The sequence below is a fragment of the Dokdonella sp. genome, from assembly GCF_044227025.1.
Classification (GTDB): domain Bacteria; phylum Pseudomonadota; class Gammaproteobacteria; order Xanthomonadales; family Rhodanobacteraceae; genus Dokdonella_A.
Window position 1 is genome coordinate 45,274 of the sequence record NZ_JBGAFX010000007.1, and the last position, 23,924, is coordinate 69,197.

The 23,924-nt window shown below is 66.8% G+C and carries 22 protein-coding genes; 15 read left to right on the forward strand and 7 right to left on the reverse strand.

Going from position 1 to position 23,924, the window contains the following annotated elements; all coding sequences use genetic code 11:
* The first annotated feature begins 42 nt into the window (after positions 1 to 42).
* From ACILRJ_RS15905 to ACILRJ_RS15920, 4 genes are all read left to right on the forward strand, one after another.
* A complete protein-coding gene (locus ACILRJ_RS15905; protein ID WP_395684190.1) occupies positions 43 to 1,077 on the forward strand; it encodes a methyltransferase type 11 in 1,035 nt (344 codons plus the stop codon).
* 75 nt (positions 1,078 to 1,152) lie between these two features.
* The gene (locus ACILRJ_RS15910; protein ID WP_395684191.1) at positions 1,153 to 1,380 is read left to right on the forward strand and encodes a hypothetical protein; all 228 of its coding nucleotides are present in this window, start codon (positions 1,153 to 1,155) and stop codon (positions 1,378 to 1,380) included.
* A 16-nt stretch (positions 1,381 to 1,396) separates the two neighbouring features.
* Positions 1,397 to 2,566 carry a trans-sulfuration enzyme family protein gene (locus ACILRJ_RS15915; RefSeq protein WP_395684192.1) on the forward strand — a complete coding sequence of 390 codons (1,170 nt, stop codon included), beginning with the start codon at positions 1,397 to 1,399 and terminating at the stop codon, positions 2,564 to 2,566.
* Between the two features lie 36 nt (positions 2,567 to 2,602).
* Positions 2,603 to 4,225 carry an FG-GAP repeat domain-containing protein gene (locus tag ACILRJ_RS15920; RefSeq protein ID WP_395684193.1) on the forward strand — a complete coding sequence of 541 codons (1,623 nt, stop codon included), beginning with the start codon at positions 2,603 to 2,605 and terminating at the stop codon, positions 4,223 to 4,225.
* Between the two features lie 7 nt (positions 4,226 to 4,232).
* Here ACILRJ_RS15920 and ACILRJ_RS15925 read toward each other — a convergent pair whose 3' ends face one another.
* On the reverse strand, positions 4,233 to 5,930 hold the full coding sequence (locus ACILRJ_RS15925; RefSeq protein WP_395684194.1) for a proline--tRNA ligase: 1,698 nt from the start codon (positions 5,928 to 5,930) through the stop codon (positions 4,233 to 4,235).
* A gap of 366 nt (positions 5,931 to 6,296) precedes the next feature.
* On the reverse strand, positions 6,297 to 6,716 hold the full coding sequence (locus ACILRJ_RS15930) for a DUF4124 domain-containing protein (RefSeq protein WP_395684195.1): 420 nt from the start codon (positions 6,714 to 6,716) through the stop codon (positions 6,297 to 6,299).
* Positions 6,717 to 6,980: 264 nt separating this feature from the next.
* On the opposite strand from ACILRJ_RS15930, the gene pssA reads away from it, so the two are divergent.
* The 9 genes from pssA to rimI all read left to right on the forward strand — a co-directional run bounded on the left by pssA (position 6,981) and on the right by rimI (position 14,698).
* The gene (pssA, locus tag ACILRJ_RS15935; protein WP_395684196.1) at positions 6,981 to 7,778 is read left to right on the forward strand and encodes a CDP-diacylglycerol--serine O-phosphatidyltransferase; all 798 of its coding nucleotides are present in this window, start codon (positions 6,981 to 6,983) and stop codon (positions 7,776 to 7,778) included.
* Positions 7,775 to 9,526, forward strand: coding sequence for a SpoIIE family protein phosphatase (locus ACILRJ_RS15940; protein ID WP_395684197.1), 1,752 nt, complete (start codon positions 7,775 to 7,777; stop codon positions 9,524 to 9,526). Before pssA ends, ACILRJ_RS15940 begins: the two co-directional genes overlap by 4 nt.
* On the forward strand, positions 9,523 to 9,867 hold the full coding sequence (locus ACILRJ_RS15945) for an STAS domain-containing protein (protein ID WP_395684198.1): 345 nt from the start codon (positions 9,523 to 9,525) through the stop codon (positions 9,865 to 9,867). The genes ACILRJ_RS15940 and ACILRJ_RS15945 overlap by 4 nt, the downstream gene beginning before the upstream one ends.
* Positions 9,864 to 10,661 carry an MlaE family ABC transporter permease gene (locus tag ACILRJ_RS15950; protein ID WP_395684199.1) on the forward strand — a complete coding sequence of 266 codons (798 nt, stop codon included), beginning with the start codon at positions 9,864 to 9,866 and terminating at the stop codon, positions 10,659 to 10,661. The genes ACILRJ_RS15945 and ACILRJ_RS15950 overlap by 4 nt, the downstream gene beginning before the upstream one ends.
* Positions 10,662 to 11,073: 412 nt before the next feature.
* Positions 11,074 to 11,874: an ABC transporter ATP-binding protein gene (locus ACILRJ_RS15955; RefSeq protein ID WP_395684200.1), complete on the forward strand. Its 801-nt coding sequence runs from the start codon at positions 11,074 to 11,076 to the stop codon at positions 11,872 to 11,874.
* Positions 11,875 to 12,003: 129 nt separating this feature from the next.
* The gene (locus ACILRJ_RS15960; RefSeq protein ID WP_395684201.1) at positions 12,004 to 12,930 is read left to right on the forward strand and encodes an MlaD family protein; all 927 of its coding nucleotides are present in this window, start codon (positions 12,004 to 12,006) and stop codon (positions 12,928 to 12,930) included.
* A 2-nt stretch (positions 12,931 to 12,932) separates the two neighbouring features.
* Positions 12,933 to 13,538, forward strand: coding sequence for an ABC-type transport auxiliary lipoprotein family protein (locus ACILRJ_RS15965; protein WP_395684202.1), 606 nt, complete (start codon positions 12,933 to 12,935; stop codon positions 13,536 to 13,538).
* The gene (locus ACILRJ_RS15970) at positions 13,528 to 13,986 is read left to right on the forward strand and encodes a hypothetical protein (RefSeq protein ID WP_395684203.1); all 459 of its coding nucleotides are present in this window, start codon (positions 13,528 to 13,530) and stop codon (positions 13,984 to 13,986) included. Before ACILRJ_RS15965 ends, ACILRJ_RS15970 begins: the two co-directional genes overlap by 11 nt.
* Before the next feature lie 235 nt (positions 13,987 to 14,221).
* Positions 14,222 to 14,698, forward strand: coding sequence for a ribosomal protein S18-alanine N-acetyltransferase (gene rimI / locus ACILRJ_RS15975; RefSeq protein WP_395684204.1), 477 nt, complete (start codon positions 14,222 to 14,224; stop codon positions 14,696 to 14,698).
* Positions 14,699 to 14,717: 19 nt separating this feature from the next.
* On the opposite strand, the gene ACILRJ_RS15980 is transcribed toward rimI, so the two are convergent.
* Both ACILRJ_RS15980 and ACILRJ_RS15985 read right to left on the reverse strand, forming a co-directional pair.
* The gene (locus ACILRJ_RS15980; protein ID WP_395684205.1) at positions 14,718 to 16,406 is read right to left on the reverse strand and encodes a Wzt carbohydrate-binding domain-containing protein; all 1,689 of its coding nucleotides are present in this window, start codon (positions 16,404 to 16,406) and stop codon (positions 14,718 to 14,720) included.
* 3 nt (positions 16,407 to 16,409) lie between these two features.
* Entirely contained in the window at positions 16,410 to 19,229 is a 2,820-nt protein-coding gene (locus ACILRJ_RS15985) for a valine--tRNA ligase (RefSeq protein WP_395684206.1), read from the reverse strand.
* Positions 19,230 to 19,419: 190 nt separating this feature from the next.
* Here ACILRJ_RS15985 and upp point away from each other — a divergent pair, with 190 nt between their 5' ends.
* Together upp and ACILRJ_RS15995 are read left to right on the forward strand one after the other, a co-directional pair.
* Positions 19,420 to 20,055 (forward strand): uracil phosphoribosyltransferase, encoded by a 636-nt coding sequence (gene upp, locus ACILRJ_RS15990; protein WP_395684207.1) that lies wholly within the window; start codon positions 19,420 to 19,422, stop codon positions 20,053 to 20,055.
* Positions 20,056 to 20,252: 197 nt separating this feature from the next.
* A complete protein-coding gene (locus ACILRJ_RS15995) occupies positions 20,253 to 21,473 on the forward strand; it encodes an RCC1 domain-containing protein (protein WP_395684208.1) in 1,221 nt (406 codons plus the stop codon).
* A gap of 10 nt (positions 21,474 to 21,483) precedes the next feature.
* On the opposite strand, the gene ACILRJ_RS16000 is transcribed toward ACILRJ_RS15995, so the two are convergent.
* Genes ACILRJ_RS16000 through ACILRJ_RS16010 form a run of 3 tightly spaced genes read right to left on the reverse strand, consistent with a single transcriptional unit; the run spans position 21,484 to position 23,837 of the window.
* Positions 21,484 to 21,909 carry a DNA polymerase III subunit chi gene (locus tag ACILRJ_RS16000; RefSeq protein ID WP_395684209.1) on the reverse strand — a complete coding sequence of 142 codons (426 nt, stop codon included), beginning with the start codon at positions 21,907 to 21,909 and terminating at the stop codon, positions 21,484 to 21,486.
* 3 nt (positions 21,910 to 21,912) lie between these two features.
* Positions 21,913 to 22,362, reverse strand: a complete 450-nt coding sequence (locus ACILRJ_RS16005; protein ID WP_395684210.1) for a hypothetical protein — start codon at positions 22,360 to 22,362, stop codon at positions 21,913 to 21,915.
* On the reverse strand, positions 22,359 to 23,837 hold the full coding sequence (locus tag ACILRJ_RS16010) for a leucyl aminopeptidase (protein WP_395684211.1): 1,479 nt from the start codon (positions 23,835 to 23,837) through the stop codon (positions 22,359 to 22,361). The genes ACILRJ_RS16005 and ACILRJ_RS16010 overlap by 4 nt, the downstream gene beginning before the upstream one ends.
* Positions 23,838 to 23,924 lie beyond the last annotated feature (87 nt).

The following is a 23,924-nucleotide window of genomic DNA, read 5'->3' on the forward strand; positions in this document are numbered from 1 at the left end:
CGACCAGGCGTGCACCGCACGTCCCGAACCAACTGGATTCCCATGAGCGGACTCAAAGCAACCCCAGAAGACGTGCGTCACGCCTATCGCCTGTTGCTGGGGCGCGAGCCGGATCCCGATGGCTTCCGTCACTACTGCGAGATCGTGGCACAGGATCAGCCGGCTCCGGGCTTGATCGCCGAGTACCTGATGGGGTCCACCGAGTTCCGCGAACGGCATGGGGTCCTGACCAAGGTGGATGCGGGCCGGTGCTCCGAGGCGGGCGTAGTGACGTTGATGTGCCAGGCCTGCACCCAAGCGCAGATCGAATCGCCGACGTTTCGTTACTGGGCGGCCAGCCTGCGCGAGAAACCCGGTGGCTTGCACCGCAAGCTGTGGGAGTGGTGCTACATCACGCAGGCACTGTACGAGCGCGGCATGCTAGAAAAGGGTCGGCGCGGACTCGGCTTCGCCGTCGGTACCGAGCCGTTGAGCGCGCTGTTTGCGAAGATGCATTGCTCGATCACCGCCTCGGACATCGGCGAGGAGGTCGCGCGTGACGCTGGCTGGGTCGACACCAACCAGCATGCAAACGGCGCTGACCAGCTCAATCAGCGTGGCCTCTGTCCGCCGGCGGACTTCGCCGAGCGAGTGCGTTTCCGCGAAGTGGACATGCGCGCGATCCCGGTCGATCTGCGGGGTTTCGATTTCCTCTGGTCGTCCTGCGCGCTAGAGCATCTGGGCAGCCTGCAGAATGGGGTGGACTATGTAATCCAGGCCATGGATTGCCTGCGCGACGGGGGCGTCGCCGTGCACACCACCGAGCTCAACTGCGACTCGGACGAGCATACGATCGAGATCGGGGGCTCAGTGGTCTATCGCAAGCGCGACCTGCTGGAGCTGGCCGATCGACTGCGTGCGCTTGGGCATCGCGTCGAACCGTTCAACTTCGACCTGGGCGATTCCGCGGCGGACCACTACGTAGACGAACCGCCTTACCGCGGCAGGACGCATCTCAAACTGCGGCTGGGTCCCTACGCGTCGACATCGTTCGGCATGATCGTGACGAAGAATGCGATGGCGGGCGGTATTCCGTGAGTAGCGAGCGGGCCAGTCTCGACGACGTGCGCTACGCTACTGCCTGCTGCTCGGGCGGGCGCCGGATGCCGCTGGATGACCGAATTTCATCCCAAGTGCCTGCGCGACAATGCACAGGTCGATCCGCTCGATTACGCCGCGACGCTGCTCGACTACGGCGTCGTGACCGTGCTGCATTTCGACGGCCGGCGCTCGGGCTGCCCCGATCCCGAAGCGCTGATGCGCCGGTGGGCGCGCGAGGACGCCGTGCTGAACAACGACGGTGCCGCGCACCTCGACCTGCTCGTAGAACCCCGCTCTTGAACGACGACCGGAACCCATGAAGAAGACCACCAGGAAATCGCAGCGCGCCCTCGGTACCCGCGCCATCCACGCCGGCCAGAGCCCCGATCCGTCAACCGGCGCGATCATGACGCCGATCTACGCGACCTCGACCTACGTGCAGGACAGCCCCGGCGTGCACAAGGGCTACGAGTACTCGCGCACGCAGAACCCGACGCGCATGGCCTACGAGCGATGCGTCGCCGACCTTGAAGGCGGCCGCCAGGGCTACGCGTTCGCGTCGGGACTTGCGGCGGCAGGCACGATCCTCGAGCTGCTCGATACGGGTAGCCACGTCATCGCGATGGACGATCTCTACGGCGGCAGCTACCGCCTGTTCGAGCGCGTGCGCAGGCGCAGCGCCGGACTCGATTTCACTTTCATCGATCTCAACGACGCGGCCGCGCTGAAGGCGGCGTTGAAGCCGAACACGCGCATGATCTGGGCGGAGACACCGACGAACCCGATGCTCAAGCTCGTCGACCTCGCCAAGATCGGCGCGTTCGCGCGCAAGCACGGCCTGATCTTCGTAGTAGACAACACGTTCTGCTCGCCGATGCTGCAACGGCCGATCGAACACGGCGCCGACATCGTCGTGCACTCCGCGACCAAGTACCTCAATGGCCATTCCGACATGGTCGGAGGCATTGCCGTCGTTGGCGGCAGTGCGCATCTGGCCGAAGAGATGGCATTCCTGCACAACTCGGTCGGCTCGGTCGCGGGTCCGTTCGATTCCTTCCTCGCGATGCGCGGCCTGAAGACACTGCACCTGCGCATGCGCGCGCACTGCGAAGGCGCGCTCGAACTCGCGCGTTGGCTGGAGAAGCACCCGGCGATCGAGCGCGTGATCTATCCGGGCCTCAAGTCGCACCCGCAGCATGCGCTGGCGAAGAAGCAGATGGACGGCTTCGGCGGCATCGTTTCTGTCGAGGTCAAGGGCGGCCTGCGCAAGGCGCGCAAGGTGCTCGAACGTTGCGAGCTGTTCGCCCTCGCCGAATCGCTCGGTGGCGTAGAGAGCCTGATCGAGCACCCGGCGATCATGACGCACGCGTCGATTCCGCCCGCGAATCGAAAGCGCCTGGGGATCAGCGATGGGTTGATTCGTTTGTCGGTGGGTGTCGAGGACGTCTCGGACCTGCGTAGGGAGTTGGAACTCGCCTTGTCGTAGACTGCGTCGGGCCGGCCGCAGCATGTGAGGATTGCCATGAACGCCTTCATCATCCGGATGGCATTGTTCGTTCTTGCGGCCGCCTCCACGGGCCATGCATCCGCTGCGCAAATCGCATGTCCGGTCAATACGATCCCGGCTTGCGCCCCCGGATTTCCGGTTGAGTTCGCTGGGGGAACGATTCCGGCCAGCGTCGGGTATGTGCGGTTTTCGAGTCCTGCGGTAGCACGGCTCGGCGTCGTCAACGATGCCAAGCTGGACATCGTCGTAGGCACCACCAACGGATATGTGATCGCGTATCACGGCGACGGTTCTTTCCTCTGGGCGTACCACACCGGATCGATCGAAGTGTCCGGCAAGCCGGCCATCGCCGACATCGATGGAGACGGATCTCCGGAAGTCGTTGTCGGCGCCGGAAGTCCGAGCGCACCGGGCGGCGGCGTCTACGTGCTTCGCGCCAACGGGACTCTGAAGTGCTCATTCACCGCGCTGGACACGGCGCCGCACGCGGGAGGCGTATTCAGTTCTCCGGCACTGGGCCACCTCGATCCACAGCGCCCCAATGAAATGCAGATCGCATTCGGCAGCTTCGATGCGCACGTCCGCGCGATCAGGCCTGACTGCTCGGTCTGGTGGGTGAAAGGAGTCGCGGACGATGTCATCGACACCATCTGGTCGTCACCGGCCCTGTTCGACCTCGATCACGATGGTCGCCTCGATGTCGTCATCGGGATCGACAGCGGCCAGGGAATCCTTCCGAATGGCCGGCGCGTCGGCGGGCAGGTCCGCGCGTTCCACGGCACGGGTTCCGGTGAAGTGTCAGGCTTTCCGATCAAGCTCGATGAGGTTGTGTATTCGTCGCCGGCGATTGGCCCCGTCGACGGCATCGGCAACATGGCGGTGGCGGTCGGTAATGGCCGCTGCTGGGACCTCGCGACCTGCGCACCCGGCGGGAATTCGCAGGTCGTTACGGAAGCGCTCTTCCGCTGGAATGCCAGTGGCGGCACGCCGGCTGGGTGGCCGTATTCCATGCCCAGCCAGAGCACTCGGACGTCGTCGCCCGCGCTCGTCGATCTTGATGGGGATGGCAAGCTGGAAACGGTCATCAGCACCTTGATCAAGACGGGGACGCCGTCGACCAATGACGTCAATGGCTACATGCACGTGGTCCGCAGCAATGGCACCGCCTATCCGGGCTGGCCGGTAATGCCGATGACCGCCGGATCGTGCAGCACTGACGTGAACTGGGGGCCGACGTTTGCTTCGCCGATAGCGGTGGACATCGACGGCGACGGCGTACCCGAGATCATCGAGCCCGTCGCCACTCAGGTGAGCGTATGGTCGCGAGACGGCGTCCAGCGCTCCTACAACCACGTCGATGCATGCGCGCCCACGCCCAACCCGGCCTTCTTCCAACTGCGCACGAACTCGGGGATCTACAGCACGCCGACGGCAGCGGACATCGACGGCGACGGCAAGATCGAACTCGTGGTCGGCAGCGCGTCGACCCTTGGAGGGTCGACCGGTGCGCTGTTCGCGTGGAAATTCCCCAACAGTGTGGCCAGCGCGAAAAACATGCCTTGGCCGCAGCATCGCCACGATGCGCTCAACACGGGTGTGTACATCGGCGATGTGATCTTCAAGAACGGATTCGACTGAGCGCCGATCAGGCGAGCACGTCGAACAGCGCGTCCCGCGCGAGGATGCGGTTCTCGCTTTCACTGCGGCGCCGGTATTCGAACGTGCCGGCGGCGAGGCCGCGTTCGCTGACGACGACGCGATGCGGGATGCCGATCAGTTCGATGTCGGCGAACATCGGTCCCGGGCGCAGGCCGCGGTCGTCGAGCAGCACGTCGATGCCGCGCTCGGCAAGTTCGGCGTACAGCTTTTCCGCTTCCTCGCGCACCTGTGCGTTCTGCACCGCGTTGATCGGGCAGATCGCGACCTGCCAAGGAGCCATCGGCTCCGGCCACAGGATGCCGGCATCGTCGTGGTTCTGCTCGATCGCGGCGGCGACGATGCGGCTGACGCCGATGCCGTAGCAGCCCATCTGCATCACCTGCGCCTTGCCGCCGTCGTCGAGCACGGTCGCGCCGAGCGCCTCGGCATACTTGTCGCCGAGCTGGAACACATGGCCGACCTCGATGCCGCGCGCGATCTTCAATGTCCCGGCACCATCCGGCGAAGCATCACCTTCGACCACCTTGCGGATGTCGGCGACGCGGGTGACGCGTGCATCGCGCTCCCAGTTCGCGCCCCTGTAGTGCGTGCCATCCTGGTTGCCGCCGCAGACGAAGTCGGCGAGAACGGCAGCGCTGCGGTCGACGATGACCGGGATCGATTCCGGCAATCCCGCGGGACCTATGAAGCCCGGTCTGGTGCCGGTGCCGCGAACGATCTCCGCTTCATCGGCGAGCACGGATTCACCTGGCAGTTCGTCGAGTTTCGACGCCTTGACCTCGTTGACTTCGTGGTCGCCGCGCACGCACAGCGCGACCAGGCCGTCCTTGCCGCGCACGATGATCGTCTTGACGCACTGCGCGGGTGCGACGCCGAGCAGCGCGCAGACCTCGTCGATCGTCTTCTGCGTCGGCGTGGCGACGCGTTCGAGCGCGGCGGCGGGCGCCGGGCGCGGTGTCGTCGGCGCGAGGGCTTCAGCCTTCTCGATATTCGCCGCGTAGTCGGAGCCGGTCGAGAACGCGATCGCGTCCTCGCCGGACTCGGCCAGCACCTGGAATTCGTGGCTTGCATTGCCGCCGATCGCGCCGGTATCGGCCTGTACAGCCCGGAATTTGAGGCCAAGGCGCGTGAAGATGCGGCCGTAGGTCTCGTACATGTTGCGGTACTCGGCGGCGAGGCTGTCGGCGCCGAGATGGAACGAGTACGCATCCTTCATGAGGAATTCGCGCGCGCGCATCACGCCGAAGCGCGGACGGATCTCGTCGCGGAACTTGGTCTGGATCTGGTAGAAATTGACGGGCAGCTGCTTGTAGCTCTTCAGCTCGTTGCGCGCGTAGTCGGTGATCACTTCCTCGTGGGTCGGGCCGTAGCAGTAGGACGCTTCCTTGCGGTCCTTGATCTTCAGCAGTTGCCCGCCGAATTTCGCCCAGCGCCCGGTTTCCTCCCACAGTTCCTTCGGCTGGATAGACGGCATCAGCAGTTCGAGTGCGCCGGCGCGGTTCATTTCCTCGCGCACGACACTCGCCACCTTGGTCAGCACGCGCAGGCCGAGCGGCGACCAGGTGTAGATGCCGGCGGCCAGCTTGCGGATCATGCCGGTGCGCAGCATCAGTCGGTGGCTGGCGATCTCCGCGTCGGCGGGGACTTCCTTGACGGTCGCGAGGTGGAAACGGGACAGGCGCATGACGTTCCGGAGAGCAGGGCGGAACGGTCGATTCTAGCAGCGCTGTTTCCAAACCGTTCGCGTCGAGCGCAGCGAACGGTAGCGAGCGACGTCGAATGGCCCACCAACCGTGATGGCCCCTTCGACTCCGGCCTTTCAGGCCTGCGCTCAGGGCGAACGGATATCTATCCGGCCTTTCCAGCCTCTCCGACGGCGCTCACTACAGGCCGGCGCTCAGCGCGAACGGTTTAGCTTAACGCCAGCGAATTCCCCATTCCGTTCGCGTTGAGCGCAGCGAACGGTAGCGAGCGACGTCGAAACGCCCCCGAACCCTGATGGCAAGCCGGGCAGCGCGCTGATGCGAAGGCTGCGCGGGCCTGCCGCCCCTCAGTGGCAGAACAGCTTGATCTGCTGGTTCGCCTTTTCGATCTGCGACTGGCGCGTTTTCACCGCATCGAGGTCGGTCGGATAGCCCTGTGCGTCGACGGCGATTTTGGTGCCTTCGGCGACGCCACGGTTCTGCTTCGCGATATCGCAGTTGCGCTTGATGTCTTCGGGCGAATAGCCGGCCGCCGCGGCGAGTGCCGGGCCACCGGACTTGGCCTCGTCCGCCTTGGCAGCATCCTCGGCCGGTTCGTTCGAGGTCAGGCCACCCTTGACCTTGACCCGCTGTGCCTTGACCGAAGCAGGGGGCGGGGAGTCGGAGAAGTGCTTCGTGCCGTTGGCGTCGGTCCACGAATACATTTCCCCGGCCGCGACCGGAACGGAGAGGGTGAGCAGGGCAAGCAGCAGCCAGTTGTGTCTCATTTGGGGTAACCCTTCATCTTGTCACGCGTGCCAGGGGCAGCACTTGGGCCGACTGGATAGCACCACTTGGGCCGCGACACAAGCCGGGAAACCCCGAAACAAGGCAGCGGTCTCGTCATCCCGGCGAAAGTCGGGATCCAATGCCTTGGTCCTGCGGCGGAAACGGCAAAGGTTTTAAGACCTTCCTGCCCCGAGGCCCCGGCGTCCCGATTGCGGATCACGGTACACTCAGGGCAACGACGTTCACATTGCCGCTGATCGACCATGGACTCACCTTCGACCGGCGCGCGCAAGCCGCCGCGCGGTATCTACCTGCTGCCGAACCTGTTTACCACGGGCGCGATGTTCGCCGGCTTCTACGCGATCGTCGCCGCGATTGGCGGGCACTACACCGACGCCGCGATCGCGGTGTTCGTCGCCGGCATCCTCGACGGCCTGGACGGTCGGGTCGCCCGCCTGACCAATACCCAGAGCGATTTCGGCGTGCAATACGATTCGCTGTCCGATCTGGTCAGCTTCGGGCTGGCGCCGTCGCTGGTGCTCTACACATGGTCGCTGTCGGCGCTGAAGGCGTACGGGTCGGGCTGGGGCAAGCTCGGCTGGGCCGCCGCGTTCATCTACGCAGCCTGCGCTGCACTGCGCCTGGCGCGCTTCAATACCCAGGTCGGGGTGGCGGACAAGCGCTATTTCCAGGGCCTCGCGAGCCCCGCGGCGGCAGGTTTGTGCATGTCGTTCGTGTGGGCGATCGAATCGGGCGGGCTCGGATTCAAGGCCAGCGAGATGGACTTCGTCACGCCCGTGGTGGCGATCGTCGCCGGCCTGCTGATGGTCAGCCGTGTGCGCTACTTCAGCTTCAAGGCGTGGCCGAAGTCGGACCGCGTGCCGTTCATCTGGATTCCCGCCGCCATGTTGATCCTGGTCGCGCTGGCGGTCGATACGCCGCGCGTGCTGTTCGGCATCGCCGTGCTGTACGTGCTGTCGGGGCCGGCCATGACCCTGTGGGGCCTGCGCCGCAAGCGCAGCGAACGCGCGTTGCGCGGCTCGGGTCGGAGCGAGGGGTGAAGGCGCAGCACGCGCACGCACCCGTCGCGCACGCCGCGAGCGGCGTGCGTGCGGTGCGGCCGGGCGCCGGGCAATCCGCGATGGGCGAATCAGGCACGCTGGCGTTCCTCGCCGAGTTGTCGCAGGCGCTGGCGGTATCGCTGGATCTGCGCCAGACCTTGTCCGAGACGGTCACCCGCGTGGTCGACTTCATGCAGGTCGAGGCAGCTTCGCTGTTCCTGCTCGATCCCGCCACGCTCGTGCTCGATTGCCGCATCTGTGTCGGCCCGGTCGACATCACCGGCATTCGCCTCGCGGTGGGACAAGGCATCGTCGGTGCCGCGGTCGCGGAAAATGCAACCCAGATCGTGGTCGATGCCGCAAGCGACGAGCGTGTCTGGCGCGCCGCCGACGACGGTACCGGGTTCGTCACGCGCAGTCTGGTATGCGCACCACTGCGCACTGCCGCCGGCCCGATCGGCGTGCTCGAGATCGTCAATCGCCGCGACGGCGAAGCATTCTCGGTGGCCGATGCGGAATTGCTCGATCTGGTCGCGGCACCGGCCGCCCTCGCGATCAACAGCGCGCGCATGGCCGCAACCCTGCTCGAACAGCAGCGCCTGAAGCGCGAGTTCGACCTCGCCCGGCGCCTGCAGAAATCGCTTCTGCCCAAGCGCCGCCGCGACAATTTCCCGGTGATCGGCGTGAACCGCCCGGCGCACGAGATCTCCGGTGATTTCTACGACCATTTCGAGCTGGCGGACGGGCGCATCGGCTTCGTCGTCGGCGACATATCCGGCAAGGGTCTCGATGCGGCCTTGCTGATGGTGCGCGCGGCCAGCCTGCTGCGCTGGGCCGGCAAGGACGGCCTCGCGCCGGCCGCGTGGCTCGCGCGCGCGAACGAGGAATTGTGCGAGACGACCCAGGACGGACGTTTCGTCTGCGCGCTGGTCGGCTATTGCGATCGTGCCGCGACCCGCGTGCAGTTCGCCGGTGCGGGCTTTCCGCCGGTGATCGTGCAGCAGGGCGGCGCGTTCACCGACTACGCCTCGGGCGGCCCGCCGCTCGGAATCCTCCCGGGCGTCGCCTTCGAGGAGCACCACGTCGAACTCGCCGGCGGCACCCTGTACGCGTTTTCAGACGGCGCGACCGACGTGCGCGACGAGGACGGCCGACCGATCGGCAACGCCGGCGTGCGCACGCTGATCGCGCGTCACGCGCAGGACTCGCTCGAAGTGCGCCTGCGTCGCCTGCTCGCCGACCTCAAGCGCCTGCGCATCGTCGACGACACCACCCTGCTGCTGGTGGAGGCGCCGCGTGCGGAGCGCCCGGAAGTGCTGCTCGCACGCACGGCGCCGGCGCGCGCGGAATCGCTGCGCGAATTGCGCGCCGCGGTGCGCGCCTGCCTCGACACGCTGGGGGTGGAGCCGCAGTTGCGCGATCGGCTCGTACTGGCGGTCGACGAGGCCGCTGCGAACATCATCCGCCACGCCTATGCGGGCGCCTGCGAAGGCGACATCGACGTGCGCGTCCTGCTCGCCGGCGCGCTGCTCACGTTCGAGCTGGTCGACAGCGCTCCCTGCGTCGAGGCGGCCAAGCTGCGTCCGCAACCGCTCGGTGAAACCCGCTGCGGCGGCTTCGGCATCGCCCTGATCGATGAGGTCATGGACGACTGGCACATCGAACCGTTGCCCGCCCAGCGCGGCAACCGCCTGGTCATGCGCAAGCGCATCGAGGGCATCGTCGGCGAGGAGGCGAACGAGGCATGAGCATCCATCCGAACAGCGTTGCGAGCGAAAGGGGAGACGGCTACGTGCTGGTCCGCCTTGGCGGTGAAGTCGACCTGTCGTGGTCGCAGGACGTGCGCCGCGCCGTGCTCGATGCGCTCGCCGGTGGCGAACCGGTCGGGGTCGAGCTGTCGGCGGTCAGCTACATCGATTCGTCCGGCATCGCGGCGCTGGTCGAGGGTTTCCAGCAGGCACGCACGCGCGGCAAGCGCTTCGCGCTCGTCGCGACCAGCGATGCCGTGCGCGCCGTGCTCGAACTTGCCCGCCTGGACCGCGTGTTCCTGCTCGTGCCGAGCGTGGACGCGCTGCTCGCCACCGCGTGAACGCGCTCGCCCGGCCGCTGACGGATATCGGCCGCGCCACCCTCGGCGCGTTCGCCGGGGTCGGCTATGCGGCGATGCTGCTGCTCGAGGCGCTGTACTACGTGTTCACCGGCTGGCGTGTCGGCCAGCCCGTGCGCCTCGCCGCGGTCGCGCGCCAGATGCGCGAGATCGGCGCCGATGCGTTGCCGATCGTCGCCCTGCTCGGTTTCACGGTCGGCCTCATGCTCGGCATCCAGTTCATCGCGTCCTTGAGCGAATTCGGCGCGCAATCGCAGGTCGTCGTTGCGGTTGCCAAATCGGTCACGCGCGAATTCGGCGCGCTGATCACTGCGATCCTCGTCGCCGGACGTTCGGGTTCCGCACTGGCCGCGCGCATCGGCTCGATGTCGGTGTCGCAGGAGGTCGATGCGCTCGCCGTGATCGGCATCGAACCCGTGCGCTATCTCGTTGCGCCCGCGCTGGTCGCGATGCTGGTGATGCTGCCGGTGTTGACGATCTTCGCGAACGCGGTCGCGATCTTCGGCGCCGCGCTGTACAGCGCGCCCGCGCTCAACGTCACCCCGACCGCGTACCTGCTGCAGACGATGTCGCTGCTGTCGACCGGCGACATCTGGCAGGGCCTGTCGAAGAGTGTCGTGTTCGCGCTGCTGATCACCCTGATCGGCGTGAGCACGGGCTTTTCGGTCACGGGTGGTGCCGAGGGTGTCGGCCGCGCGACCACGCGGGCGGTAGTGCTGTCGATCTGCTGGATCATCGTGGTCGACATGGTCTTTTCGTTCTTCCTCAACCGATGAACGGGATCCGCGCGGAGCCGCCTGTTTTCAAGTCCTACCCTTCAAGGGCAGGGTTGGGTGGGGATGGTGTTGCCGTGTTTGCGTCACCGTCTCGTCGAAGACCTTCGCGCGTCCGTGCGTGCTCCACTCGCATCCCTGCGAGCGGGTTCCTTTCTCTTGCTTGTCCAAGAGAAAGGAACCAAAGAGAAGGACACCCCGACAGCGACGCCCACGAGGCTCCTGCCTCGTGGGTCCGTAAACGTCGGCCGGGGTTCGCCGACAGCGCTTCCTGCGCCGACGGCGAACGCGCGTGCATCCGTGCACGCGCCCCTGCGGGCCTTTCCGTCCGCCGTTCACCGTCGCTGACGGGGACCCCGAAAGGCAGCGCGCTCCTGCGCGCACAAGCGACGGCGCAAAGCGGAGGCGTTGATCAATGAACGCTGCGGCGCCGCTGATCGAAGTCGAGAAGCTCGAGGCCTGGTACGGCCGCCGGCGAGTGCTGCACGGCATCGACTTCTCCGTCGCGCCGGGCGAGATCCGCGTGATCATGGGTGGCTCGGGTTCCGGCAAGAGCACGCTGCTGCGCCACCTGCTCGGACTGCAGCGGCCGCTGTCGGGCAGTGTGCGGCTGTTCGGCGTCGACCTGCGCACGGCGAGCGATCGGGAACTGCTCGATGTGCGCAAGCGCATCGGCGTGTCGTTCCAGGGCGGTGCGTTGCTGACCTCGCTCAGCGTCGGCGAGAACGTCGCGTTGCCGTTGCGCGAACACACGACGCTTGACGAATCGACGATCCGCATCATGAGCCGCCTCAAGCTCGAGGTCGTCAACCTCGGCGGCTTCCAGGACCTCATGCCGAGCCAGCTGTCGGGTGGCATGGTCAAGCGCGCGGCGCTCGCGCGCGCGATCGTCATGGATCCACGCCTGCTGTTCTTCGACGAGCCCTCGGCCGGGCTCGATCCGGTCGTGTCGGCCGAACTCGACGAGCTGATCCTGCGCCTGCGAGATGCCCTGCGCATGACGATCGTCGTCGTCACCCACGAACTCGAGAGCGCGTTCAAGATCGCCGACACGATCACCGTGCTCGACCAAGGCGAGATCCTGCTGACTGGACCGGTCGCGGCGGTGCGTGCGAGCGACAACGAGCGCATCCAGGACCTGCTGAACCGCCGCCCGCGCGAGGTACAGGTCGATGCGGATGCGTACCTGAAGCGTTTGACCGGGGAGGAGGCTTAGAATGCGCGGGCTGTCTGTTGGAACGGCGGAAGCCGCGGTGCCCTTCGTCGCTTGCCAATGGAACAAGCATCGCGGCTTCCGCCGCTCCAACATTGCGCCGATGTCGGCATGGGCGAGGGGGCGCCGTCGATGAAACGCGACACCATCAACTACACCCTGGTCGGCCTCGTCGTCGTCGGAGCGGTCGTGCTGCTGCTTGTCGGTCTCGCCCTGATCACCGGCAAGGGCGTCGCGAGCAGCGACTACGTCGTGCGCTACCACAACGTGACTGGCCTGCGTTACGGCGCACCGGTGTTCTACGAGGGCTACCGCGTCGGCCAAGTCGGCGCGATCACGCCCGAACGCGACGCCGACGGCACGCGCTACAAGGTCGCGCTCGCGATCCGGCGCGACTGGCCGATCCCGCTGGACAGCCCCGCGCGCCTGCAGTCGAGCGGCTTGCTTGCCGATGTCTCGATCGGCATTCGCGAAGGCAAGAGCCGCGAAACGCTCAAGCCCGGCGGCGAACTCAAGGGCGAGGAGGGCGCCGACATCTTTTCCGCGATGAACGAACTCGCCGGCGAGGTCAGCACGCTCACGCGCACGCAGATCTCGCCCTTGATCCAGACCCTGTCGCAGCGCGTCGATTCGATCACCGGCTCGCTCGACAAGAGCACACCGCAAATCCTCGAACAGACACGTGCGCTGCTCGATCGCATGAACCATGCCTCCGACGCGCTCAACGACGTGCTCAAGCCGGAGAACCGTGCCCTGGTCGGCGCGATCCTTGGCGAAGTGAAGGGCCTCAGCGGCGAGTTGCGCAAGACGCGCGGCACGCTCGATCAGGCGCTCGGCGAGCTCGGTGCCATCGCCAGGGACAACCGGCCGGACGTGCGCCGTTCGGTGCAGGATCTCTCCAGCGTGCTCGAGGCGCTGTCGAGCCGGATGGACGTGATCACCCATCACCTCGAATCTTCGAGCCGCAACCTCGACGAATTCAGCCGCGAGATCCGCAGCCATCCGAACCGCCTGATCATTGCGCCGAAGGCCGACAAACTGGAGGAGGAACCGCAATGAGGATGCGAGCGCCGATCCTGACCGCCATGTTCGCGCTGGCCGGTTGCAGTGCGCCGGTGGTGCCGGATTTCACCTACTACCGCATGCCGCGCCCGCAACCGGGCGAGCCGCATGCCACGCCGGCATTCGCCGATCCATTGGTGGTCGATGCGTTCGGTGCGGACGGCCTGTACGCGGATCAGGCGTTGATCTACGCGCTCGACCCCGACGCACAGCAGTTGCGCCAGTATCACTATCAACTGTGGACGGACCCGCCGGTGCGCATCCTGCAGCGCCGCCTGATCGCGAGCCTGCGCGAAACACGGTTGTCGGCGCAGGTCACCGACGAATTGCCGGCCAGCCGGCCGGCGGTGCGCATCAGCGGCGTGATCCTGCGCTTCGATCGCGTGCCGACTCTCGCCGGCGGCTGGAATGCGGTGGTCGCGCTGAAACTCCGGGCGGAAGCGCGCGACGGCACGCCGATGGTGGACGACTACTATCGCGCGGAAATGGCGGCCGCAGACGCCAGCATGAAGGCTACGGTCGATGCCTACGGTCGCGCGCTCGATTCGATCTATGCACGATTCCAGGACGATTTGCGCAAGCACGGAGGCGCGCATGCGGGATGAGGCGGACCTGCGTCGACTCGCCGAAATGGGCATCGACGCCTATGCGCCGCGTACGGGCGATGCGCCGACCCGCGTCGCCGCGTCCGCAGCGGGCAGTGTCGCTGCGCCAAATGGAGCGAACGTGGTCCTGCTGGCGGACGGATCGACGCCGCATGCAAACGTGTTGCTCGCTGCGGTCACCCGCGCGCTCGCGTTCGCGCGCGTTGCGTGCACCCAGGCCGACACGGCCGACGAACGCGTCCTCGCCGGGGCGGCGGCGCTCGTCGCGTTCGGCGACAAGCACGCACGCGCGGCCGGTGCGGCGATGAGCGCGCAGCGCCAGGGCGAAGTCGCATGGGTCGTGACCGCGGAGCCTGCGTTGCTCGCGACCGATCCACACGGCAAGCGCGCGCTATGGAGCGAGCTGAAGCGGATCGCGGGCCAGCTCAGCCGGACGAACGGCGCCTAGCGGACCTCCGGGAAATGGCCGTCATCGCCGCGAAAGCGGAGATCCGCGACTTCAAGCCTCTGGGAGATCAGACGCTGAATTCCCGCCTTTGCGGAAATGACAAGAAAGCGAGTTGTTCCTGGGTTCCCAAGCGCGCCACCAGCGTGCTGCGCAAGCCGGCACGCGTTTCGTGGCAAGATGCGGCCGATCCCGGCGTTGCCGGAACAGCACACCAGGGCGAGCGGAGCCGGCCAGCGTGGTCGCGATACTCAAGCAGTCACAACCCGAGTTCCGCCGCATGCAGGCCGACGACCTCGACAGCGTCGCGGCGCTCGAGGCGCTCGCCTACGAATTCCCGTGGAGCCGCGCGATCTTCAGCGACTGCCTGCGCGCGGCCTATGAATGCGTGGTGCTGGTCGACGCCGATGCGATCATCGGCTACGGCGTGCTGTCCACCGCGGCCGGCGAAGCACATGTCCTCAATGTCTGCGTCGAGCCCTCCCTGCACGGCAGGGGACATGGCCGGCGCATCGTCCGGCGCCTGCTCGACATCGCGCGCTGGCATCGTGCCGAGCGCGTCTACCTCGAAGTGCGGCCATCCAATCCGCGCGCGATCGCGTTGTACGACTCGATGGGCTTCAACGAATTCGGTCGTCGCCCGAACTACTACCCGGCGAAGAAGGGGCGCGAGGATGCGCTGGTGATGGCGATCGAGCTGCTCCCCGCGGAGTGATCCACTGTTGCGGCACCGATTACGCGACCTCGACGTCCACCGTCACCGCCGATTCCGGGCATCGACCGTCGAACCAGCCGACGCCTTCCTGCACCAGCGTCCAGCACAGCCGCAAAGCGCCCGAGCACTGCGGCACGCGTACGAAGCAGACTGCACGCAGCGTTTCGCCCGGGGCAACATCGCGTGGCAGCCGCGAACGCACGCCGTCGAACTCGATCATCGCGCCCCCTTCGTCGAGCCAGTGGTAGGAGATGCAGACGGGCTGCTTGCCGTCGCCGGGCCAGGCTTGCACGCCGCTATTGGTGATTTCCAGTTCGACCAGCAGCTCGGTTCCCCTGGACGTCTTGCCGATCGACTGCAGCGGGCGCAGGCTCGCGCGGAAATCTTTGAGCGGCGGATTCAAGCGGCCGACCGAGAGCGCGATGCGCGACGGCACGTACGACGCTGGTGGTGCGTCGATGCGACCGTGCGGGGACAGCGTGGCGAACTCAAGCGACGGATCCATCATGACGCGTCCCTGGAAATACGGTGTCGCCAGCACATGGACGTCGAATCGGAATGCCTGTTCCTTGAGGTGGTGGCAGCCGAGATTCGGCGAGCCGTTGCGGGTCAGGCTCGCGTCGATCGTGTAGTTGCCACTTTCGATCCGGTTCAGCAGGGAAAACGACACGCGATATCGACCGGGCTCGACCGTGCAGGTGCGGCCGAGCAGCAGTGAATTGGTGCCGAACACGGGCAGTCCGCGTTCGTCGCGGATCACGAAGCCGATCGCCAGTTGGGTGGTGGTCTGGTGCGCCTCGAACTCGAGGTCGATCGTCATCTGCTCGCCGACCATCACGGTGCCCAGGCCGGAGGCCGCGCCGCTGACGCGGACGCTGGAAAACTCGACGCGGCGATCGCCGATGTCGCGCGGTGCGGTTGGCGTCGACGCGCGCGGTCGCGCTCGCGTCGCCGTCGTTGCAACGCGCGGCCCGCCCGCGATGGCTTCACGGCGCAGGGTGCGGAAACGCTCCAGCGCATGCGCGTAGACCGTGATGTCAGGTGCGAGGATGTTGTTCAGGCGCTGCCGGGAAGCCTCCGACAGCGAATGTGGTTCACGCCGCTGCGTCACGTTCACGCGTTCCAGCCGCATGTCCGCGGGCCAGCCCAGGCGCGCGCCGAGCATCGCCACGAAATCGTCGATCTCAGCCTGCACGCCGACGAGGTCGAATGCATCCAGCGCGCGGCAGGCGGCCATCGCCTGCTGCGGCCACGGCAACGCGTCCATCGCATCGGCGCCAATCGGATAGAGCATGTGCGTCTGTGCGTTGAGCTCGTCCAAGTCGTCATCGCACAGCGCCTGGATGTAGGCGTCGAGCGGAAGTTCGCGCACGCGCGGGTCGACCGCGCCGTTTGCGGCGTCGTGCTTGCGGAACCAGTAGTACGACAGGAAGCGGTCGATCGGCTCGCGCAGCACCGTGAGCGTGAGGCGGTCAGCCGGCAGGCATGCGCCATGTTCGGGCTTGAAATGGCCGCTGATCACTTCGTAGTCGGCGTAGCGGATCAATGCTTCATGCAGAAGCTGCGCGGCGAGCGGGCGCGTCACGTGTTGCTCGCCGTACTGTCTGGCGAACAGTTCGCGCAATGCCGTGCCCGCCGTCTTCGGAAGATGCAGGAACAGGATCTTCGATGCGGATGCATGCTCTGCATTCGGCGTCGGCTCGTTCATGGATCAGGCCTGGCGCAGGCGATCGAGCTGCTCGCGCAGCGCCGCCTCGGTTGCCGTGAAATCGGCGAGGCGCTGCTTTTCCTGTTCGACCACGGCCGCCGGCGTCTTCTCACCGAAATTCGCCAGCTTCGCCGCGGCCTTCGCGCGCTCGCCGTCGATGCGGGAGATTTCCTTGTCCAGGCGCTGCTTCTCGGCGTCGAGGTCGATCAGGCCGGCGAGCGGGATCAGCACCTTCAACTCGCCGACGACGGCGGCAGCAGACGCGGGTTCGTGTTCCCCGGCTGCGAGCCAGCGTTGGGATTCGGCGCGGGCGAGGAAGCCGATCTGCGCCGCGAATTTGCCCGCGCGTGCGCGGTCGCCGGCGTTGCCGCCCGCGTAGAGCAACGGAATCTCCTTGCGCGGCGCGATGTTCATCTCGCTGCGGATGCGGCGCACCTGGGTCAGCACCGCCTTCAGCCATTCGATCTCGGCACTGGCCGCCTCGTCCACGATGAAGTCGCTCGCGCGCGGATACGCCAGGGTGGAGACGCTGATCGCCTCGATGCCGAGGTGGGGTTTGACTTCGCTCCAGACTTCTTCGGTTATGAACGGCATCAATGGATGCAATGCGCGCAGCACGGCGTCGAGTACGGTCAGCAGCGTACGGCGAGTCGAAGCCGCGGCTGCCACGTCGCCCCCATTGAGCGCAGGTTTGGCCAGTTCCAGAAACCAGTCGCAATAGTCGTTCCAGACGAACTCGTACAGTGCCTGTGCCAGCAGGTCGAAGCGGTAGGTCGTGAAATGCGCTTCGACATCGGCGAGCGTCTGGTGCAGGCGCGTGAGGATCCAGCGCTCCGCTTCGGTCACCGGCTCGGTGGTGCCCGCGGGTACGATCGCTGCCGTTGACGCTCCCACGTTCATGAGCACGAAGCGCGCCGCGTTCCACAGCTTGTTGCAGAAGTTGCGATAGCCGTCGGCGCGCTTGAGGTCGAAGTTGATCGTGCGGCCATAGGTCGCGAGCGCGGCGAAGGTGAAGCGCAACGCATCGGCGCCTACCGCGGCGATGCCTTGCGGGTACTCCTTGCGGATGCGCTTCTCGACCTTCTCGCGCACCTGCGGGATCAGCAGTGAGGCAGTCGACTTCTTCACCAGCGACTCGAGGTCGATGCCGTCGATGAGGTCGAGCGGGTCGATCGTGTTGCCCTTCGATTTCGACATCTTCTGGCCTTCCGCATCACGCACGATCGCGTTGATGTAGACCTCGCGGAACGGCACCTTGCCGGTGAAGTACCGGGTCGCCATGACCATGCGCGCGACCCAGAAGAAGATGATGTCGAAGCCGGTGACCAGCACGTTGCTCGGCACGAACGCCTTGAACTGCTCCCATTCGGTCGCGCGTTCGGGGGTTTCGCCCGGCCAGCCGAGCGTCGAGAACGGCCACAGCGCGGACGAGAACCAGGTGTCGAGCACGTCCTCGTCGCGGCGCAACGCGCCCACCGGCGGGCTCGCCGCGTGCGCGAGCGCGTCGGCTTCGTCCTCGCCGACGAAGATGTTGCCGGCCTCGTCGTACCACGCCGGGATCTGGTGGCCCCACCAGAGCTGGCGACTGACGCACCAGTCCTGGATGTTTTCCAGCCACTGGTTGTAGGTCGTGGTCCAGTTGTCGGGAACAAACCTGATGTCGCCGTCGCGCACCGCGGCGAGCGCGGGCTCGATGATCGCCTTGCGCCCGCCCGGTCGACCATCGGCGAGCGTGTCGCGCGTGAGGTCGAGGAACCACTGGTCGGTCAGCATCGGTTCGATCACCGCATCGGAGCGCTGGCTGATCGGCACCTGCAGCTTGTGCTTCTTCGTCTCGACCAGCAGGCCGGCCGCCTCGAGGTCGGCGAGCACGGCCTTGCGCGCGACGAAGCGGTCCATGCCGCGGTATTTTTCCGGAGCGTTGTCGTTGACCTTCGCATCAAGCGCAAGGATCGTGATCGGCACGAGCTTGTGGCGCGCGCCGACCTGCCAGTCGTTGAAATCGTGCGCGGGCGTGATCTTCACCGCGCCGGTACCGAATTCGCGCTCGACGTAGTCGTCGGCGATGACCGGGATCTCGCGATCGGTCAGCGGAAGCTTGAGGGATTTACCGATCAGCGCCTGGTAGCGTTCGTCCTCGGGATGCACCGCAACGGCGACGTCGCCGAGCATCGTCTCGGGGCGCGTCGTCGCGACGACCAGGCCTTCACCGCCATCGGATGCCGGATAGCGGATCAGCCACAGCGAGCCGTCCTTCTCCTCGTTGTTGACCTCGAGGTCGGACACCGCGGTCATCAGCACCGGGTCCCAGTTGACGAGGCGCCGGCCGCGGTAGAGGAGTCCGTCGCGGAACCAGGTCACGAACACGCGCCGCACCGCGGTGGACAGACCCTCGTCCATCGTGAAGCGTTCGCGCGACCAGTCGACCGAGGCGCCGAGGCGACGCATCTGGTTGGTGATCGTGGATCCGGACTCCTCCTTCCATTCCCATACGCGCTCGACGAATTTCGCGCGGCCAAGATCGTGGCGCGTCCTGCCCTGCGCGGCGAGCTGGTTCTCGACGATCTTCTGGGTCGCGATGCCGGCATGGTCGGTACCGCCCTGCCACAGCGTCCTGAAGCCGCGCATGCGGTGGTAACGGACCAGCGCGTCCATGATCGTCTGCTGGAACGCGTGGCCCATGTGCAGAGTGCCGGTCACGTTCGGCGGCGGCAGCTGGATGCAGTACGGCTCGCCGCTGCCGGCGGGGGCGAACAGGTTGTTCGCTTCCCATCGCGCGTACCACTTCGGCTCGATCTGACCGGGTTCGAAACTGTTTTCCATGCGTGCCGCGGGCCGTCGCGCGGCCCTTCTCCGGAGGGGGTCGGCCATTCTAGCAGGGGTCACCGCGACCGCCTGCGTAGGGGCGGTACGCGCAACGCGCGTGCCGCCGCGGATTGTGGAGCCCATTGGCGGAACGCTACGCGCGTGCCGCCCTACGCGGTATCGTGCTGGAAACGAACGGGGGAATGCGATGGCGCCAGGCGTGGAAGTGATCGACCACCCTCTCGTGCAGCACAAGCTGACCCTGCTGCGGAAGAAATCGACCAGCACGCTGGAGTTCCGCCGCTTGCTCGGCGAGCTGTCCGCGTTGATGACGTACGAGGTCACGCGCGACCTGCCGCTGCGCGAGGTCGCGATCGAGACGCCGGTCGCGGCTACACGGGGCGTTTGCATCGACGGCAAGAAGGTTGTGCTGGTGGCGATCCTGCGTGCCGGCATCGGCATCCTCGACGGCATGCTGAGCGTGGTGCCCGGCGCGCGCGTCGGCCATGTCGGCCTGTATCGTGACGAGGCGACGCTGCACCCGGTCGAGTACTACTTCCGCATGCCGCGCGATCTCGAACAGCGTGACGTCATCGTGGTCGACCCGATGCTCGCGACTGGCAATTCAGCGATCGCGGCGCTCGACCGCATCAAGGCAGGCATGCCTCGCTCGCTGCGTTTCGTGTGCCTGGTCAGCTGTCCGGAGGGCATCGCGAACCTGCGCGCGCATCATCCCGACGTGCCGATCTTCACCGCCGCGATCGACCAGGGATTGAACGAGCACGGCTACATCGTCCCCGGCCTCGGCGACGCCGGCGACCGTTATTTCGGCACGCGGATGTAAGGTCCCGTCCGCGCGTACGACGAACGATTCCGGCGTCTCACGCAGCGACGACGCGTAGCCCGCCGTGGCCATGGCATCGGCATGGTTCGCGCCCGCACGTAATTCCGGTTGCGCGCGGGGCACTGGCAGCGCGGCGTGAAGCGACGCACCATTCGGTGGTCGTGTCCGACCGGATCGAATGTCGCCTGGGAGCGACCATGCCTATGCCTCGCGACACCGTGCGAATCGCAGCGTCCCTGCTCGCCGGCATCGTCACCGCAGCAAGCACTTTTCCGGCCGCGCGAGCGGCTGTGCCCCTGCGTGGCACGAGCCGCGTGTCCGCCGGTGGCGCGCACACCTGCGTGCTCACGACGGCGGGTGGCGTGTTGTGCTGGGGCGCCAACTCCGCCGGGCAACTCGGCGACGGCACGCAGACGGCGCGTCTTGCACCGGTCGGCACGGTCGGCCTCGCATCCGGCGTCCGGGCGATCAGTGCCGGCAGGGATCACACCTGTGCGTTGACCACGGGCGGTGCCGTGAAATGCTGGGGCATCGACTACGACGGCCAGCTCGGCGATGGCACCGGCGCATTCGGCGTGGTGCGCCGGACACCGGTCCAGGTCATCGGCCTGGCGCAGGGCGTGGCGGCAATCGCGGCCGGTGCGTCGCACAGCTGCGCGATCACGTCGGCAGGCGGCGCGAAGTGCTGGGGCCTCAACGACCATGGCCAGCTCGGCGACGGTACGGCGACCAAGCGGCTCGCGCCCGTCGACGTGTCCGGGCTTGCGAGTGGCGTGGCCGCCATCGCGCTCGGCGAGTACCACACGTGCGCACTGATGATGACCGGCGGCGCGAAATGCTGGGGCGACAACGACGACGGCGAGCTTGGCGATGGCAGCAACATCGAGCGACGCACGCCCGTGAACGTTTCGGCTCTCGCCGGCGCGACGGCGATCGCGGCCGGCGACTTCCATGCGTGCGCGCTCGCGAACGGCGGCATGGTCTGCTGGGGCTACAACGGCAATGGCCAGCTCGGCAACGGCACGACGACCGCGTCGCCGCTGCCGGTAGCCGTGTCGGGACTCGGCAGCGGCGTCGCCGCGATCAGCGCCGGCGCGGACTTCGACCATTCCTGCGCGCTGCTGGTTGGCGGCAGCGTGCGTTGCTGGGGCGAGTATTACTTCCCGATCGGAGGGATCTTCCCGATCGCATCGGCGAATCCGCTCGACCGCGGCTTCGCCGGCGCCGCGTCGATCAGCGCAGGCGGCGCCGGCTACGTACTCACGTCGCACGTCTGTGCGGTCGGCGCCGACACGGGAGTGCGATGCCAGGGCGGCAACAGCGAGGGCCAGCTCGGCAACGGCGTGCAGGGGGACTACTCCGAGACTCCGGTCGATGTCCTGCTCGGCGATTCGATCTTCGCGGACGGCTTCGAGTGACGTGCAGCGCTCACATGTCGTGCTTGGCGACTTCGAAGCCCGCGGCCTTGTAGGTTTTCCAGCGTTCGCGCGAGCCGGCGCGTTCCGCCTCGTCGGCCGGGATGACTTCCAATACGCGTTCGAACAGCCCTGGCGCGCATTCGTCGCGCAGGTTGATCACGAGGACGCGGTCGGGTGTCGTCGCATCGGGTGGCACGATCAGCACCGCGGTGATCGCATCGTCCTCGCCGTCACCGACGATCTGGTGTGGAATGAATGCGTTCTCGTCGAACTCCCACAGTTTCTCGTCCAGCGCCTCGGCCTGGTCACGCGAGCGCACGAGGATCAGGGTCGGCTGCTCTCCGGCGAACGCCTTCTTTGCCAGCTCGCAGACCAGCAGCAGCGGATCGGCGCGGAAGCGCGGTTTGTCGATCAGGTAGAAGTCGGCGCGTGGCATCGGTCACGGTCCCTTGATGGCCGGCATCGGCGCGGCGCCGAGTTGCAGCGCGATGATCGCGCCCGCGCTCATTGCGAGGATCGCGCCGAAATAGACGCCGAAGTAGGCGAGGATCGCCGCGCCGCGTTGCCCCGGTGGTCGCGTCTTGTACAGGTAGTACGGAATGAAGATCGACTTGAACAGGACGATGCCGAGATTGAGCCACCACGGACGACGGATCTGCAGCTGGCGCGAGTCGAGCGTCAGCCAGGTGAAGCAGAACCCGAGCGCGATCGCCTCGAACAGCAGGTTGATGCCGGTTCCCTGGATGGTTTCGAGCGTGGCCTGGAACGTTTCCGGGGTCAGCATCCCGGGAAACAGGCCGATCATGATGCCGCCGAGCACGACGTGCGTGCCAAGCCCCGCGGCGATGACGCGCGTCTTCAGGGTCTGGGCCGGATCCGCCCCGGTCATCGCGTGCGATCGATCAGGTACTGCACCAGCAGCGGCACCGGGCGACCGGTCGCGAGGCCCTTGCGGCCCTCATCCCAGGCAGTGCCGGCGATGTCGAGATGGGCCCAGCGGCGGCCATTGGTGAAGCGCGAAAGGAAGCAGCCCGCAGTGATCGCGCCCGCATACTTGCCGCCGATGTTCGCGATGTCGGCGAAGCCCGACTCGAGCTGGCCCTGGTAGTCGTCCCATAGCGGCAGCCGCCACGCGCGATCGTGGGTCTGGTTGCCGGCGGCGAGCAGCTGCTCGGCGAGTTCGTCGTCGCGCGTCATCAGGCCCGATGCGTGCTTGCCGAGCGCGACCACGCAGGCGCCGGTCAGGGTCGCCGCGTCGATGATGACTTGCGGATCGAACGTCTGCGCGTAGGTCAGCGCATCGCACAGGATCAGGCGGCCCTCGGCATCCGTGTTCAGCACTTCGATGGTCAGCCCCGACATGCTGGTGAGGATGTCGCTCGGGCGATACGCGTTGCCGTCCGGCATGTTCTCGACCGCCGGCACGATGCAGACGAGGTTGATCGGCAACTGCAATTCGACCGCTGCGAGAAACGCGCCAAGCACGCCGGCGGCGCCGCACATGTCGAACTTCATCTCCTCCATGCCCGCGCCGGGTTTGAGCGAGATGCCGCCGGTGTCGAACGTGATGCCCTTGCCGACCAGCGCGTACGGTTTTGCCTCGCCCTTGCCTTTCCACTGCAGCACGATGAGCTTGGGTGGATTCGCCGAACCCTGCGCGACGCCAAGCAACGAGCCCATGCCGAGCTTGGCCATGTCGTCGCGCTCGAGCACTTCGAGGGTGACGCCGGAATGACGCTCGGCGATCTGCTTCGCCTGCGCGGCGATCCAGGCCGGGTTGCAGATGTTCGGCGGCAGGTTGCCGAGTTCCTTGGCGAAACGCACGCCGGATGCGATCGCGGCCGCTTCCGCGAGCGCGCGACCCTCGCTGGCGCTGAACTCGATCGTTTGCAATTGCGGCGTCTTCGGCGCGTCCTTGGGCTTGAACGTCGCGGTGTAGCGGTAGGCCTGCGCGTCGGCGGCGAGCGCCGCAGTACGCGACTTCCATGCGACATCGCGGCCGGGAACGTCGAGCTCGGTCAGGGTCGAGTACGCCGACGCGATCGGCAGCCCCTTCAGCGCGCGCGCGGCATCGTTGGCGACGCGGTGGTAGACGCCTGCGTCGAACTTCTTCTGCTCGCCGAGCCCGACCACCAGCACGCGTTCCGCCGCGACGCCAGGCAGGCCGAACAGCAGGGTCGAGGTGCCCGGCTTGCCGGTCGCGTCGCCGTTTTCGAGCAGGCGACGGATCGCGCCGCCAGCGGCGGCATCCACCCGCTGCGCGGCGGCGCCGAGCACGCGTTCCTCATAGATGCCGACGACGAGGCAGGGAGTGGTCGCGCTTTCGGGCGCATCGGAACGGGAGCTGAACTTCAGGACGGTCATTGCGGTTTCCGGCAGGTTTCGATGTTCCTGGGGCGCGCGCGGTTACACTGTCGGAGGTACGGTGACGATGCGGTCGACGCCGTCGAT